The following is a 15,416-nucleotide window of genomic DNA, read 5'->3' as shown; positions in this document are numbered from 1 at the left end:
TTGAGGATCCTACGTGAGCGACTCGACGAGCGCCGCGAAGCGCGCGCTCATCTCGGCGGGCGGGCGGGACGCGGCGAAGGCGAGCGCGGCCTCGCGGGCCGCGGGATCCGCGTACCAGCCCTCGGCGAGCAGCTCGGCGATGTGCTCGGCGGGCCGCTCGCGATCGAAGAAGCGGATCCATGCCTGGTCGCCGTACTCGCCGACGAGGTGCGGGGCGTCGGGGAGGATGATCGGCAACCCGTAGGTCGCCGCGAGGAACATGTTTCCGGAGTTGAGGATCGCGTGGTATGGCAGCACGAGCACGTCGGCGGCCGAGAACCAGCTCGCGACGTCCTCCGGGAGGATGCGCTTCAAGTACTTCACGACGGGGGTCGCGCCCTCGTCGAGCGCCCGGAGGATGTGGTCGACGTCGCCCTGCGGGCGGCCGGCGAGGAGCACCTGCAGCTCCGCTCCCCCGCGGGTCGCGATCTCGGCGGCCTCGGCGAGGTGTTCGAGCCCCTTATAGGGGCGGATCCACCCGAAGAAGAGCGCGGCGGTCGCAGCGGGGTCGGCGCCGATCTTCTCGCGCGCGGCGGCGCGGTCTTCGGCGGGGCCGTAGACGCCCTCGTAGCTCGAGTGCGGGATGACGACGACCTTCTCCGCCGGGATGGCGAAGTATTCGGCGGCGAGCTCGACCGTCGCGGGCGAGATCACGTGGATCTTGTCTGCGAGGCGCGCGAGGCCCTCCTGCAGGTACAGGTTGGTCTTCGGGTACTCCGCGTCGTGCGGGAGGACGTTGTGCACCGTCCAGATGATCTTCCGCCCCCACTGCTTGGCGCTGTGGAGGGCGTCGAGGAAGAGGTCGGCGCGCACGCGCGCGTCCTTGGCGTTGATGGCCCACTCGGTGACGGGGCTCGTCCACTGCACGTGAATGATGCCGCGGTGCTCGGGCGAGGTGAGCTCGGTGAGCGCCTCGTCGAAGTCGGGGCGGCCGGCGATCTCGAAGCCGTGGTCGATCACGTCTTGCGACAGGATCTGCACATAGGGATTGTCACGCCACCCGGGAAAGGTGAAGATGCGTGCGTCGGCAGGCGCGGTGGGCATACCGGCGAGTTTATCGGGTGGCGGGTACGAACCCCATGGAGCGCGCGGTGTTCTCTGAGGCTCTGCAAGGGTCGGCTGGTTAGACTTCCCCTCGTGACTGATGCCGCAGCTGCCAAAACCGCGCCCACGATTGTCTCCCGCAACCGCTGGCGAGATGTTTTTGACGGCACCGTGCCGGAGGGCTGGGAGCCGACGATGACCGTCTCGGTCATCATCCCCGCCTACAAGTCGAAGACGCTCGAGTACACGCTCGCGTCGCTCGCGGCACAGGACTACCCGGAGGACCTGCTCGAGGTCGTCGTGCTCGACGACGGCGGCGGCGAGGAGCCCGTCGTGCTCGGCGAGTTCATCCCGAAGAACACCCGCCTGATCCGCATCCACGAGGTCAGCGACGGCTGGGGCCGCTCGAACGCGACCGACATCGGCATCAAGGCCACGACGGGCGACATCATCTACTGGTGCGACTCGGACATGATCCTGTTCCGCGACAACGTGCGCCAGCACGCCAAGTGGGGCCACTTCATCCCCGAGGCGGCGACGATCGGCGAGAAGGCCTTCATCGAGGAGTGGGACTACACCCCCGAAGAGGTCTACAACAAGGTCAAGGCCGGCACCATCGGCGACGACTACGACCGCTCGACGCTGTACGAGCACTGGTCGAAGAAGATCTACCGCGACACCGACGACCTCAACACGTCTGACGGCCGCAACTACTCGACCCACATGGGCGCCTGCGCGACCGTGACGCGCGCCGTCTACGACCGCACCTTCGGTCAGGACACGCGCCTGCACCTCGGCGAGGACACCGAGATCGCCTACCAGCTGTGGCAGGCCGGCGCGGTGTTCATCCCCGCGCACGACGCCGTGGGCTACCACATGGGCCCGGGCACGGTGCAGAGCCAGGGCGTGCAGGTCGCGTGGCACAACGACGTTCACTTCGCACAGCGCATGGCGATCCCGCGCTACCGCCGCAAGGCCGACAACCGCATCTGGGAGGTGCCGCTTCTCAAGGTCGTGACCGAGGTCACGCCCGAGAACGCGAAGTACGCGCGCCCCGCGATCGACCGCCTGCTCAACAACACGCAGACCGACGTGCACGTCGTGCTCGTGGGCCCGTGGTCGCAGCTTCATGAAGAGCGCCGCCGCATGCTCGTCGACCCGATGAACGAGCTCTACCTCGTCAAGGAGTGGTTCCGCACCGACAACCGCGTGATCTTCGCGGAGGAGAAGCCCGAGAGCGTCTTCCCCGCGCCGTTCCGCATCGACATGCCGATCACGGTCGAGGTCACGAGCGAGAGCCTGCAGGCGATGTACGTCGAGATGGACAAGCCGTGGATCGGCGCCATCCGCTACTTCACCCCCGGCCACGACAACGACGAGGCCGTCACAATCTGGAACTCGGCCGTCGTCGAGCGCGCCCGCCCGTACGTCACCGCCGAGCGCAGCCTCGAGGACGTCGTCGCGCAGATCGCCGGCTTCGAGTGGCACGCGAGCGAGGCCGCCCAGCTGGCCGACCTCCGCGAGAACGAGCACCTCGACGAGAAGGTCGTCCGCGTGGATCCGGAGGTCGCGCGCCTGCGCGAGCAGCTCCGCGAGGCGCGCCGCCCGCAGGTGCAGGAGTCGGCCGCGCGCGTCGTGGCCCGCAGCCTCAACGCCCGCACGGGCGGCACCGCCGGCCGCATCGCCCGCGGCGTGAACGACAAGCTCGACGGCCTGCCGGCCCGCGTGGCCCGCAAGCTCCGCGGCAACTAAGGCCCCGCGCACGAGGTGATGGCGACCCCCACGCTCCGCTCCACGCGGCCCGCTTCCGGGGAGACCCGCGCGTTCCGTTCCGATATTCAGGCGCTCCGCACCCTCGCGGTGATGAGCGTCATGCTCTACCACCTGTGGCCGAACCGGCTCACGGGCGGCTTCGTCGGCGTCGACATCTTCTTCGTCATCAGCGGCTACCTGATCACGTCGCACCTCGTGCGCGAGCGCGCGAAGACGGGGCGCATCGCGCTCGGGAAGTTCTGGGCGCGCCGCGCCTCGCGCCTCCTGCCCGCCTCGTTGCTCGTGCTCGCGCTCGTGGGCGTGGCGACGCTGATCTGGGTGCCGAACGCGCTGTGGCCGCAGTTCTTCGGCGACATCACGGCGTCGGCGCTCTACGTGCAGAACTGGCACCTCCTGCTCGGCAGCGTCGACTACCTGGCGGCCGATAACCTCGCCTCGCCCGTGCAGCACTTCTGGACGCTGTCGGCCGAAGAGCAGTTCTATGTGCTCCTCCCCCTGCTGCTCGTCGTGTCGATGTGGCTGTTCCGCAAGTTGCCATGGCGCGCCGTGATGTTCGTCGCGATCGCCGTCGCCACCCTCGCCTCCTTCGTCTTCAGCGTCGCGCAGATGAACGCAGCGCCGAGCGCCGCCTACTTCTCGACCCTCACGCGCGCGTGGGAGTTCGGCGCGGGCGCGCTCCTCGCCTTCGCCCCGGCGATCGCGGGCCGCGTGCGCGGATCCGTCGTCTCGGGCGCAGGCATCGCGCTGATCCTCGTCTCGGTTTTCGCCTACTCGGGCGCGACGCCCTTCCCCGGCGCGACCGCGCTGCTGCCGGTCGCCGGCACCGTCCTCGCGATCTGGGGCGGCGCCCCCTCGCTGCTCGCCGACGTCGGCCGCTTCACGCCCGTCGCGATGATCGGGCGCGTGTCGTACGCGATCTACCTGTGGCACTGGGCGTTCATCGTGATCGTGCCCTTCGCCACCGGCGTCCCCCTCACGACCGTCCACAAGCTGGCGATCGGCGCCGGCAGCATCGCGCTCGCCTGGCTCTCGACGCGGTTCGTCGAGGACACCGTGCGCACCTCCCCGAGGCTTCTCGGGGGCCGGCGCCCGCGCACGATCGCGGTGTGGAGCGCAGCCGGGATGGCCTGCGTGCTCGTCGTCTCGATGGGATCCGTGCAGCTCCTCCGCGCGAGCGAGCAGCGCACCGCCGAGATCGCGGCGAACCTCGTGAATGAGCAGCCCGAGTGCTTCGGCGCCGAGGCGATCGACCCCGAGCTCGCGCCGTGCGACAACCCCGAGCTCGCGGGCCTCCCGCTCGTGCCGACGCTGTCGGACATCGAGAGCGACGACGGCAACAACCCGGACTGCTGGGCGGGCCCCGACGAGTCGGAGTTCCGCGTGTGCTCCTTCGGCCCGAAGGACGCGACCCACCGCGTGCTCGCGATCGGCGATTCGCACAACAACGCGATGATCCCCGCCTATCGCGCCGCCGCCGAGGAACTCGGCTGGCGCTTCGACGTCGCGGGCCACGCGGGCTGCTACTGGACGGAAGAGAAGCTCGAGCTCGCGACGGCCGACCAGACCGCCGCCTGCACCGCCTGGCGCGAGGCGGCCGACGAGTATGTCGCCTCTGCCGACAACCTCGACGCGATCGTCGTCGCCAACCGCGTCACGGCGAAGAACGACCTCGAGGGCGCGACGGCCTCCGATTCGCGCGAGGACGTCCTCTCCGACTCGGCCGCGGCCGATGAGGTCCTCCCGATGACGAAGGCCTGGGCCAAGCGCCCCGACAAGAGCGTGCCGATCATCGCGCTGCGCGACAACCCGTCGTTCCCGGATTCGCCCGTCACGTGCGTGTCCGAGGATCCGGAGACCGCCGACGAGCGGTGCGAGGAGCCGCAAGACACCGCCCTCCTGAACGATCCGAAGGAGGACGCCGTCCTCGTGGATCCGGATGCCGAGCTCATCGACCTCACGCGGTACTACTGCGCCGACGGCGAGTGCCCGGCCGTGATCGGCGGCGTCGTCGTGTACCGCGACGGCCACCACCTCACGGCGACCTACGCGTCGACGCTCGGCCCGTACCTGGCCGACGAGCTGCAGCGGGCGATCCGCTAGCTCAGTCGTCCTCGAGCAGCTCGACGAGCGCGTCGTTGAGGTACGGGGCCAGCGTCGCGGCGTAGGCGCGCGTCAGGTGCGCGCCGTCGCGCGTCACGATCACGCCGCCGACGACCATCTCGCAGCGGGCGGGCCCGCACTCGAGGTCGCTGAGGTCGATCGTGTGCGCGTTGGTCGTCTGCGCGACCGCGTCGTCGAAGCCGGTCTCGAGCAGCGCCTCGTCGCGCGGGAGCGAGCATTCGCCGGCGTCGACCGCGGCGCGGTCGGCGATGCACTCGAGCGACTCCTGCGGGAAGATCGGGTTGTCGCGCAGCACGATGATCGGCACCCTGTCGTCGGAGCGGTGCTGCCACGCGCCGAGGAGCGCGATCGTGTGAACCTCGGCGTCGCTCACCGCGTCGTCGTCCGAGCGGAAGCCCGACTTCGACGACGCCGTCGTGAGGATGGCGTCGTACTCGCCGGACGCGACGCGCTCGTCGATCGCGGCGCGCCAGTCCTGGCAGGCCGCGGCCTCGTCGTCGGGCTGGCCGTAAACGGGCGTGCCGGGCTCGACCCACTGGCATCCGGCGCGGCCCGCGGCGTCGATGCGCCAGCCGTGCAGCTCGGCGATCTGCTCGTAGACGTCGAGCCAGACGTTGTTGTGCGAGTCGCCGACGGCGAGGATCCGGAACGCACCGGGGGCGTCGCTGCCGAGCGAGCACACGTTGACGGCGGGATCGCTGCCGCGCGACCAGCAGGCGCCGCGGTTCGCGTCGTCGCTGCGCAGGGTCTCGAGGGTGGGGACGAGCTCCTCGCCCTCCCCCGCGTCCGCGCACTCGGGGCGGTCCGGATCCAGCGCCGCGGCGCCCGCGCAGGAGTCGAGCGCGATCGTCGCCGACGACCGCAGCTCGACGACGGCGTACGCCGCCCCGGCGGGCACGGCGGCGGCGAGGATCGCGACGAGCGCGAAGATCAGCGCCCGCTTCGCGGTCTTCGCGGTCGCCCACGCGATCGCGGGGTTCAGGATCCACCGGGTGAGCAGCGTGACGGCGACGGCGAGGCCCATGACGAGGCACGCACCGACCCAGCTGAGCTGGTCGGTCTCGTTGATCGTGAAGAACACGATGAGGATCGGCCAGTGCCAGAGGTAGAGGCCGTAGGAGATGCTGTCGAGGAACACGAGGGGACGGCTGCGCAGGAGCGGCGAGGGCGAGAGCCAGCCGCCGTTGGCCGAGAGCAGCACGAACGCGGCGCCGCCGACGGGGAGGAGGGCCGCGGGGCCGGGGTACGCGGATCCGCCGTCGAAGATGAAACCGCTCGAGATGATCATCGCGAGCCCCAGCCAGCCCGCGATCGGGCGCAGGATCATGGGGAGCGTGCGGCCGTTTGTGATGAGGCCGGCGAGCAGGCCGCCGGCGCCGAGCTCCCAGAAGCGCGCGAAGGTGTCGAAGTACGCCGCCTGCGGGTTCACGTCGTTGGCGTGCCAGGCGTAGAGGAACGAGGCGAGGGTCGCGGCCGCGAGCAGCGACCAGAAGACGGCAACCCTGGCCTTCCGCAACCGCACGACGAGCGTCAGGAGCCCCACGAGGAGCGGGAAGAGCAGGAAGAACTGCGCCTGCACCGACAGCGACCAGAAGTGCTGCAGGGGGCTCGTGAGGGGGCCGGCGGCGCCGTAGGCGAGCTGGGTCGTGATGAGCTGCCAGTTCTCGACATAGAACGCGGTCGAGACGACCTCGAGGAGGTTCTGTTCGCGCATCCAGGGTGAGAGCACGACGAACGACGCGATCGTGACGGCGAGCAGCACGAGGGCCGCGGGCGGGGCGAGGCGCGAGAAGGTGCGGCCCCATCGCGCGACGATGCCGAGGGGCTTGCCCGTCGAGAGGGCGCGGCCGAGCGACATGATGAGGAGGAAGCCCGAGACCGTGAGGAACACGTCGACGCCGCCCGAGACGCGGCCGTGCCCGAACAGGTGGAAGACGACGACGAGCGTCAGCGCGATGCCGCGCAGGCCATCGATCTCCAGGATCCGGTGCGACGCCTTCTTTGGCGTCGCCGGGGTCGCCTGGCGGAGCGGTCGGGCGATTTCAAGCACCCGACCATTCTGCCCGGCGGTATTGTGCAATGCCTCAGCGGGGGCCGATTTACGAGTTGTCGGCGTTGTACCGATCGAGCACGTCGCCGAGCGGGCCGTCCATCTCGAGGCGGTGTTCTTTGATGTAGAGCCCGCGGGTGCAGAAGCGGCGCAGGTCGGATTCGCGGTGGCTCACGAAGAACAGGGTGCGGCCTCCGGCGAGCATCTCGTCTATGCGGGCGTAGCACTTGTCGCGGAAGGCTTTGTCGCCGACGGCGAGCACCTCGTCGACGAGCAGAATCGGCTCGTCGAGCTGCGACACGACCGAGAACGCGAGGCGCACCTTCATGCCATTTGAGAGGTGCCGGTACGGCGTCTCCTGGAAGTCTTCGAGCTCGGCGAAGGCGATCATCTCGTCGTAGCGCTCGGCGATCTGGGCCTTCGTCATGCCGTGGAGGCCGGCCGTCAGGCGCACGTTCTCGCGCACCGTGAGGTCGCCGACGAAGCCGCCGGTGATCTCGATGAGCGGCGCCACTCCCCCGTTGACCGTCACGGTGCCGGCGTCGGGCATGAGCACGCCGGCGACGAGCTTCAGCAGGGTTGACTTGCCCTGGCCGTTGCGGCCGACGACGCCGATGGCCTCGCCCGGCTTCACGGTGAAGCTCACGTCCTTGAGGGCCCAGAACTCGCCCGTCAGGTCGCGGCGCTTGGTGCCCGCGAACATCGCCTTGATCGAGCGGCGGCCGCGGCGGCCGCGGCGGAACCGGATCCCGAGGCCCGAGACCTCGATCGCATGGTCGGCCTGCATCACAGCTCCTTCAGGACCTGCCGCTCGAGGCGGCGGAACACCCAGATGCCGAGCAGGAGCACGGCGACGCTGACGACGGCGCTCGTCGCGACCGCGGCCGTGTCCCACTGTTCGGGGAAGAAAGAGGCGCGGTACATCGTGAAGATGCCGGCGAGCGGGTTGATGAGGCCGAGGAAGTGGAAGCCGTCGGGCAGGTCGGTCACGGCGTAGATGATCGGCGTGCCGTAGAAGAGGGCGCGCAGGATCAGGCGCGTCGTGCGCTCGAGGTCGCGGAACATGATGCACAGCGGCGCGACGATGAGGCCGAGGCCCGTGAGCAACACGATCTGCACGATGATGGCGAGCGGGAACCACAGCACGCCCCAGGTGAGCTCGGCACCCGCCGTCACGGCGAAGATCACGAGCACGGGCAGCGAGCAGAGAAACTCGATGCCCTTCGAGAGGATGATGCGGCCGATCCAGATCGACCGCGGGATCGCCGTCGACCGGACGAGCTTCGCGTCCTTGCTGAAGGCCTTCGTGAAGTCCGAGATCGAGGTGTTAAACCACACCCACGGCAGCAGGGCGCTGATGAGGAAGACGATGTACGGTTCCGCGCCGGTGGAGCGGTGGAAGACCTGCGTGAAGACGAACCAGTAGATGCCGCTCATCACGAGCGGGTCGAGCACGCTCCAGAGGTATCCGAGCCAGCTCGTCGCGTAGCGCACGCGGAGGTCGCGCGCCGAGAGCAGCCACAGCGAATGAAGATTTCGCCGCAGCGTTCCCGGCGCGCCCACCGCACCGTGCGAACCGTCGCGCCTCAACGTGGCCTAGGCCAGCTTGTTGTTCCACATCGACAGCGCCGAGCCGATGGCCATGTGCATGTCGAGGTACTGGTACGTGCCGAGGCGGCCGCCGAAGTGCACGTCCTTCTCGTCCTTCTGAAGCTCGCGGTAGGCCAGGAGGCCCGAGCGGTCGTCGGGGGTGTTGATCGGGTAGTACGGCTCGTCGTTGCCCTCGGCGAAGCGCGAGAACTCGCGCATGATGACGGTCTTGTCGGTCGGGTACTGGTCGGCGCGCTCCGGGTGGAAGTGCTTGAACTCGTGGATGCGCGTGAACGGCACGTCGGCGTCCGGGTAGTTCATGACGGGGGTGCCCTGGAAGTCGCCGACCTGCAGCACCTCCTGCTCGAAGTCGAGCGTGCGCCAGCTCAGCGCGCCCTCCGAGTAGTCGAAGTAGCGGTCGACGGGGCCCGTGTAAACGACGGGGATCTGACCGGCGACGGCGGCCTTGTTGAAGGGCTGCGAGGCGTCGAAGAAGTCGGTCTCGAGCTTGATCGTGATGTTGGGGTGGTCGGCCATGCGCTCGAGCCACGCCGTGTAACCGTCGGTCGGCAGACCCTCGTGGGTGTCGTTGAAGTAACGGTTGTCGTAGTTGTAGCGCACGGGGAGGCGGCTGACGATGTCGCCGGAGAGCTTCTCGGGCGAGGTCTGCCACTGCTTGGCCGTGTAGTGCGCGAAGAACGCCTCGAAGAGGGGGCGGCCCACGAGGGCGATGCCCTTCTCGTAGAAGTTCTGGGCGGTGGCGACGTCGAACTCGCCCGCCTGCTCCTTGATCAGGGCGCGCGCCTCGTCGGGCGAGTACGCGGCCTGGAAGAACTGGTTGATCGTGCCCAGGTTCACCGGCATCGGGAAGACCTGGTTCTTGTGGTTCGTGTACACCTTGTGCACGTAGTTCGTGAACGTCGTGAAGCGGTTCACGTACTCCCACACCGTCTCGTTCGACGTGTGGAACAGGTGGGCACCGTAACGGTGCACCTCGATGCCCGTCTCGGGCTCGGCCTCGCTGTATGCGTTACCGCCGATGTGGTGGCGGCGCTCAATAACGGTTACCTTGCGGCCGGCGTTTGCGGCGCGCTCGGCGATCGTGAGGCCAAAAAAGCCAGAGCCAACGACAAGAAGATCGGTGTCCATGCGCTCATTCTGTCATCGAGTGTTCTGCATACCTGACAGCTTCGCGCGAATGTCACGAAAAGATCACGCCTGTCGCGAGAGGCGACGGCGCACCCCATCGCGGATCCGCACGCCCTCGCAGCGCCACCAGCGCACGAGGAGGGGCTGGTCATGCGTGATTCCGTAATCCCGCGCGACGGCGCGCGGCATCATGCGCGCGGTGCCCTCGATCTTTTTGCCCGAGTGATTCTCGCCCGTGTCGACGTGATAAACGGATCCGGGAACCGGCAGCTTCTCGAGCGGGTAGCCGTGCGCCTCGAACCACTTCTCGGCGTCGCGGTGCTTGCCGAGGATGAAGCGGGCGCGCTCGCCGAACGCCTCCCAGACCTGCTCCTGCGTCGCGGTGACGGGCAGGTCTTCTGGCACGGCGTAGGCGCTCCAGGGGGCGATGTAGCAGGTGCCGCAGACACGGTAGAGGTCGTCGATCCGCTCCCCCGCCCCGCGGAAGGCCGAGTAGCGCCAGCCGTCGGCGACGTACCAGCCCGCGGATCCGGCCGGCTGCTCGCCCACCCAACGCACGAGGTCGCGGTGCACGAAGTCGTCGGCGTCGGTGACCATGACGTAGTCGGGCGAGTACGCGCGCGCGGCCAGGAGGCCGACGGCGAGCTTGCTGCCCTTGTCGGCGATGACCGCCTCCCAGCGCTCCTCGCGCGTCGTCGGCTCGGCCGCGGGCGGGAAGTCGACGTAGACGAACTGGGCGCGCCGCGGCAGCTCGAACGACGGCGCGCGGTTGCCCACGACGATCACGACGTAGTCGTCGCTCGTCTGCTTTTCGATCGAGCGCAGGGTGCGCCGCAAGAGCTCCTCGACGCGGCCGTAGTCGGAGGCGTTCTCGGGGTGTCGGAGCGACGTCACAAAGGCAAGCACGCGCGGCAGTCTATGCGCGCGGCATCAGAACACGCCGAGGCGCGGCGCTATCGGAGCCAGCGGCGGCGCTTGCGGGGTTCGGGTGCTTCCGCGGGGTCTTCCGCGGGTCGCGGATCCGGACGCCCCTCGCCGAGGTGCGCGAGGCCTGCAGAGAGGTCCTCACGGCCCTCGACGATCGCGCGGGCGAGCGAGACCTTGCCGGTCGCCACGACGCGCGCGATGACCTCGTCGCGCGCCGCGCCCTCGCCTCTTGCCATGCCAGCGTCGTTCGACGCGCCCGCGCCCGCGAAGCGCCGCTTCAGCGCCCGCGCGAGGCGCTGATCCATCGCGCCGTGCGCGGGCACCTCCCGCAGGAAGGCGACCGCCGCCGAAGCGACCTCGGCGGCCCCGGATCCGTCGCTCGCGCGCTCGAGCGCCGCGGCGAGCGCCGCCGGCTGCTCGGCGACGAGCTGCTGCGCGCGCAGCAGCGCATGGGCCGCAGGATCCGCCGCATCGCGGCCGACGGCGAGCGCCAATTCCCCGAACCCGCGCGCCGACTCCCGTCGCAGGGCGTCGTAATTCCGCGAGGTCTCATCGTTTTCGCGGCGCGCCCCCCAGAGGTCGCGGGGGAAGGCCGCCTCGATCGCGTCGAGGTCGACGTCTGCGGGGGCGATCGGGCCGAGGTCGAGGGCCTCCTCGACCGTGCCGGCGAAGCGCACGTCGGCGCGGCCGGTGCCGGCGTAGTAGTCGAGGTACTTGAAGGCATGCTCGGCTCCGGGCACGAGCGGCCGCGCGGGCACCCCGAACGCGTCGGCGATCACGAGCGCGTGCAGCGAGCTCGCGACGACGAAACCGGCCGCGCGGATCTCGGCCGCGATGGCGATCGGATCCCCGAGCGGGCTCACGACGCGCTCGCCCGTCACGCGGCCGAGCTCGTTGAGGTTCGGCATCACGAGCACGTCGCGGCGCGTGCCGAGCGGCACGTCGAAGAGGCGCGGCATGAGCAGCGCGGGATCGCCAAAGACCTCAGGAACCTCGAGCCCGTGCCCCTGCAGCACGGCGCCGGTCAGCGGGCCGCGCACCGCGCGCACGTCGAGGGGCTGCTGCAGCGTCTGCCGCACCTTGCCGTTGATACCGGCACCCCACACGACGTCGCCGCGTCCGCCGAAGTGAATAACGGATCCGACCGACAGCAGCCGGCCCGCGCCCACCGCCCCCTCGGGGGCGAGGGCGCGGACGAGCATCGGGCCGATCTCGTCGCCGAAGTTCGCGGATCCGCCGTCGTCCGGCACCCAGTGCGGGACGGTGACGCCGCGAATGTCGTCGTCTGCGAACCCCACGGATCAGTTGTAGCGGTAGATCGTGCCGCGGCCCGGCGTCCACTGGATGTAGCCGTGCTGGAACGTCTGCCGGCAGGCGCCGCCGCTGTACGAGCAGTTCTCGCCGCTCGTCGGGTAGCCGAGGCGGCTGTGCTCGTTGCCGAGGGCCTGGTACTGGTTCATGATCGAGCCGTAGATCGGCTGGGATCCGCCAGCCTTGCTCCAGTAGACCTTGCCACCCTGGAACTGCTGGTAGCAGCCACCATTGGGCAGGCCGCACTTCATGGCCTTTACGGGGAAGCCAAGCTTGCCCTTTTCCTTGTCGACGCTGCGCCACCCGGCGAGGGTGCGCGAGGTGGTCGCGTGGGCGCCGGTCGACGAGGTCCAGTAGGTGGCGCCGCCCTGGAACTGCTGGTAGCAGCCGCCGCTCGCGAGGCCGCAGACCATCGAGCGCGTCGGGTAGCCGAGGGCGCCCTTCTCGCGGTTCTGCTCGCTCCAGCCCTCGACCATGGCGCTCGTGACGGGGATGGATCCGTTCTTCGGCGTCACGTAGACCATGCCGCCCTCGAACGACTGGTAGCAGCCGCCGTCAACGAGGTTGCAGCGGCGGCTACCGTTCGGGAAGCCGAGCGCGCCCTTCTCCTTGTCGAGCTTCCACCAGCCCTCGAGCACGTTCTGGCTCACGGCCTGAGCGCCCGTGGACTTCTTCCAGTAGATACCGCCGCCCTGGAAGGCCTGGTAACAGCCTCCGCCGGCGAGGTTGCACTTGGCGCGGCCCTTGGCACTGCCGTAAACGCCCGAGGCGCCACCGAGCGCCTTCCACTTCGCCGTGATCGCCTTCTCGCCCGCAGAAGGGGTCGGCGACGACGGCTCGGACGGCGATGCGGGGGTCTCGTTGCCGTGCAGCGAGCCGAACCACTCGGTGTAGTAGAGGGCGAAGTTGCGGTTGCCGTATGCCGAGCACGAGTCGCCGGCGCCGTAGCCGGCGTTGAGCGCGGCCTGGTTCGGCTGGTAGGGCGTGTAGTAGTACAGGGCCGCTGTGGCCTTGTTCTCGATCTTCACGTTGCCGGACCCGCACGCGATATTCGGGTGGTAGCGCACGGGCGACGTCTTACCGACGGGGTACCAGTTGAAGTAGCTGTCCTTCGTGTACCGCTGCAGCTGGTAGGCGGCCATGTACATCTGGTTCTGGAAGCCGAAGTACTGCGCGTTGCAGGCGGCGTCATCGGGGCAGGCGTAGCCCATCGCGATGTCGTAGCGGAACTGGCTCGGCCACACGTGGGTGACGAGGCCCTGCTCCTTCTGCAGCATGACGATGAGCACCTTTTCGCTCACGCCGCAGGCCTTCGAGACCTTCGAGATGATCGTCGCGGCCGACTCGTTTTTGGCGCCGGTGTACGAGCCCGCGCAATACGAGTTCGGCGACTTCGACACCGTCGTCATCTTGTAATCCTTCAGGCAGGTGTAGCCGTTATCGCATTTCGGCACCTTCTTGTCGAAGAAATACTGAATCTGCGAGGCCGTCATCGTGCCGCTCGTGAACATCTTCGAGTCGCTGATGATGTTTCCGGCCTTGAACGTCGACGACGCGATCGCCGTGAGGTCACCGAACTGCGAGGTGAAGGAGCCGGGATCGAGCTCGTCGGTCGTGTTGCTGCCGACGTAGTCGCCATTTTCGGGCGTCGGGATCGATGCCACATCTCCGGCAATCGCGTCGAATTCTTCGAGCACCGTTGCGTCTTCGGTGCTTTCCGCGGATTCTTCCGGGGTTGCCGCGGTTGCTTCGTCTTCCGGGGTAGCCGATTTTTCGGATCCCTCGGGGCTTGCCGTTTCTTCGGCCTGTTCCGGGGTCGCGGTTTCCTCGACCACCGCCGTGTCGTCGGTCTCGTCGGCGGCAAAAGCGGCCGCGGGGGTCAGCGACCCGATGACGACGAGAGCGAGCGCGGCACCAAGCAGGGCGCGCGCGTTCCGGGCAGGGCGAGAGAAGATTCCGACGCGACGCATTCGCTTATCGTCTCAGATTCGCCTGTTATACGACACCATTTCGGGCGTCGCGATGCGCGCGCCGTAGAATCGAGGCATGCGTTCCGGCTCCGAGGTGCTCGTTTTTCCCGCCTATTTGAACAACGCGTTCCTCAACCTTCTGCAGCTTTCTGCGGCGGCCGACGGGTTCCGCGTGACGGGCGCGCACACCTTCGACGACCTCACGGCGGGCGCGGCCCGGCTCGGGCGCGGCGACGTGCTGCACATGCACTGGACGACCCCGATCGTGCAGCAGGCGCAGTCAGAAAAGAACGCCCGCGCGCGCGTCGCGAAGCTCTCGCGCGTGCTCGGCGATCTGCGCGCACGCGGGGCGAAGCTCGTGTGGACGATCCACAACCGCCTCCCGCACGAGCTCACCTTCCGCGACCTCGAGATCGAGCTGACGCGCCTCATCGCGGCGTCGGCGGATGCGATCCACATCATGGCGCCGCACACGCCGGCCGCGATGGCCGATGTCGTCTCGCTCGACCCGCGCAAGATCCGCCAGATCCCGCACCCCAGCTACGAGGGCGTCTACGACACCTCGATCACGCGCGCGGAGGCGCGGGAGTCGTTCGAGATCGCCGACGCCGACACGGCGGTCCTCTTCCTCGGACAAATCCGGCCCTATAAGGGCGTCGATGCGCTCGCCCGCGCGGCGGCCGACGCCGATGCGCGCCGCGGGAACGACCTCGTGCTCATGCTCGCGGGCGCCATGAAGGAGATGCCGCGCGCCGAATTCCGCGCCTCGCTCCCCCCGCAGCTCCGCACGGTCTCGCACCTCGACTTCGTCGACGACGCCGACATCACGCGCTGGTTCCGCGCCGCAGACGTTGCGTGCTTCCCCTACCGGGCGATCCTCAACTCGGGCAGCGTGCACCTCGCGGCGACCTTCCACGTGCCGGTCATCCTGCCGCGCGACCCTGGCCTCGTTGAGCAGTTCGGATCCGAGAGCTGGGTCGCGTTCTTCGACCCCGCCCACCCGGAGGAATCGATCGCCGAGCTCCTGGCGACCGCCCCCTTCGCGGGCGTCACGCCGGACGACTTCGAGGCGTTCCTCGCCCCGATCGCCCCGTGGGACGTCGCGCGCGAATACTCGGCGCTGCTACGCACGCTGTCGTCGCCCGTCGTTTAGGGATGCCGTCGCGTCGTTCTGGGCGCTCACAACGACGCGACCGCATCCCCCAAGCACGCACCCACCTCATAGGGATGGCGTCGTGTCGTTCTGGGGCGCCAAGACGACACAACGGCATCCCTCAGCATGCGTCAACGTCGCGCCCACGCCTCAGGGATGCGTTCGTGTCGTTCTGAGGCGCCATAACGACATGAAGCCATCCCTCAAGCACGCGCCGGCGTCGAGCCCACGACACAAGGATGCGTTCGCGTCGTTCTGAGACGCCAAAACGACACAACGGCATCCCGCA

Annotated in this window: 11 protein-coding genes; 3 read left to right on the top strand and 8 right to left on the bottom strand. The window is 68.9% G+C overall.

What is annotated here, in order from left to right:
* Positions 1 to 9: 9 nt before the first annotated feature.
* Positions 10 to 1,083, bottom strand: a complete 1,074-nt coding sequence (locus DTO57_RS12800; RefSeq protein WP_114118616.1) for a glycosyltransferase — start codon at positions 1,081 to 1,083, stop codon at positions 10 to 12.
* A gap of 93 nt (positions 1,084 to 1,176) precedes the next feature.
* Between DTO57_RS12800 and DTO57_RS12795 the strand changes: the two genes are divergently transcribed.
* Positions 1,177 to 2,835: a glycosyltransferase family 2 protein gene (locus tag DTO57_RS12795; RefSeq protein ID WP_162785770.1), complete on the top strand. Its 1,659-nt coding sequence runs from the start codon at positions 1,177 to 1,179 to the stop codon at positions 2,833 to 2,835.
* Between the two features lie 18 nt (positions 2,836 to 2,853).
* Positions 2,854 to 4,956 carry an acyltransferase family protein gene (locus DTO57_RS12790; protein ID WP_114118614.1) on the top strand — a complete coding sequence of 701 codons (2,103 nt, stop codon included), beginning with the start codon at positions 2,854 to 2,856 and terminating at the stop codon, positions 4,954 to 4,956.
* A 1-nt stretch (position 4,957) separates the two neighbouring features.
* Here the strand turns inward: DTO57_RS12790 and DTO57_RS12785 are convergent, their stop codons facing one another.
* The 7 genes from DTO57_RS12785 to DTO57_RS12755 form a co-directional block, all read right to left on the bottom strand.
* Entirely contained in the window at positions 4,958 to 7,027 is a 2,070-nt protein-coding gene (locus DTO57_RS12785; protein WP_162785769.1) for an acyltransferase family protein, read from the bottom strand.
* A 49-nt stretch (positions 7,028 to 7,076) separates the two neighbouring features.
* Positions 7,077 to 7,814 carry an ABC transporter ATP-binding protein gene (locus DTO57_RS12780; protein WP_114118612.1) on the bottom strand — a complete coding sequence of 246 codons (738 nt, stop codon included), beginning with the start codon at positions 7,812 to 7,814 and terminating at the stop codon, positions 7,077 to 7,079.
* Positions 7,814 to 8,590, bottom strand: a complete 777-nt coding sequence (locus DTO57_RS12775; protein ID WP_229730587.1) for an ABC transporter permease — start codon at positions 8,588 to 8,590, stop codon at positions 7,814 to 7,816. Before DTO57_RS12775 ends, DTO57_RS12780 begins: the two co-directional genes overlap by 1 nt.
* Before the next feature lie 33 nt (positions 8,591 to 8,623).
* On the bottom strand, positions 8,624 to 9,766 hold the full coding sequence (gene glf / locus DTO57_RS12770) for a UDP-galactopyranose mutase (RefSeq protein WP_114118610.1): 1,143 nt from the start codon (positions 9,764 to 9,766) through the stop codon (positions 8,624 to 8,626).
* Positions 9,767 to 9,829: 63 nt separating this feature from the next.
* Positions 9,830 to 10,672 carry a glycosyltransferase family A protein gene (locus DTO57_RS12765; protein WP_114118609.1) on the bottom strand — a complete coding sequence of 281 codons (843 nt, stop codon included), beginning with the start codon at positions 10,670 to 10,672 and terminating at the stop codon, positions 9,830 to 9,832.
* A gap of 47 nt (positions 10,673 to 10,719) precedes the next feature.
* Positions 10,720 to 11,991 (bottom strand): polysaccharide pyruvyl transferase family protein, encoded by a 1,272-nt coding sequence (locus DTO57_RS12760; protein ID WP_114118608.1) that lies wholly within the window; start codon positions 11,989 to 11,991, stop codon positions 10,720 to 10,722.
* A 3-nt stretch (positions 11,992 to 11,994) separates the two neighbouring features.
* Positions 11,995 to 13,974 (bottom strand): LGFP repeat-containing protein, encoded by a 1,980-nt coding sequence (locus DTO57_RS12755; RefSeq protein WP_114118607.1) that lies wholly within the window; start codon positions 13,972 to 13,974, stop codon positions 11,995 to 11,997.
* Between the two features lie 76 nt (positions 13,975 to 14,050).
* Between DTO57_RS12755 and DTO57_RS12750 the strand changes: the two genes are divergently transcribed.
* Positions 14,051 to 15,127, top strand: coding sequence for a glycosyltransferase (locus DTO57_RS12750; protein WP_114118606.1), 1,077 nt, complete (start codon positions 14,051 to 14,053; stop codon positions 15,125 to 15,127).
* Positions 15,128 to 15,416 lie beyond the last annotated feature (289 nt).

This window comes from Microbacterium sorbitolivorans, assembly GCF_003327285.1.
Classification (GTDB): Bacteria; Actinomycetota; Actinomycetes; order Actinomycetales; family Microbacteriaceae; genus Microbacterium; species Microbacterium sorbitolivorans.
The sequence above is the reverse complement of the archived record's forward strand: the minus strand, read 5'-3'. Positions and strand labels throughout refer to the sequence as shown.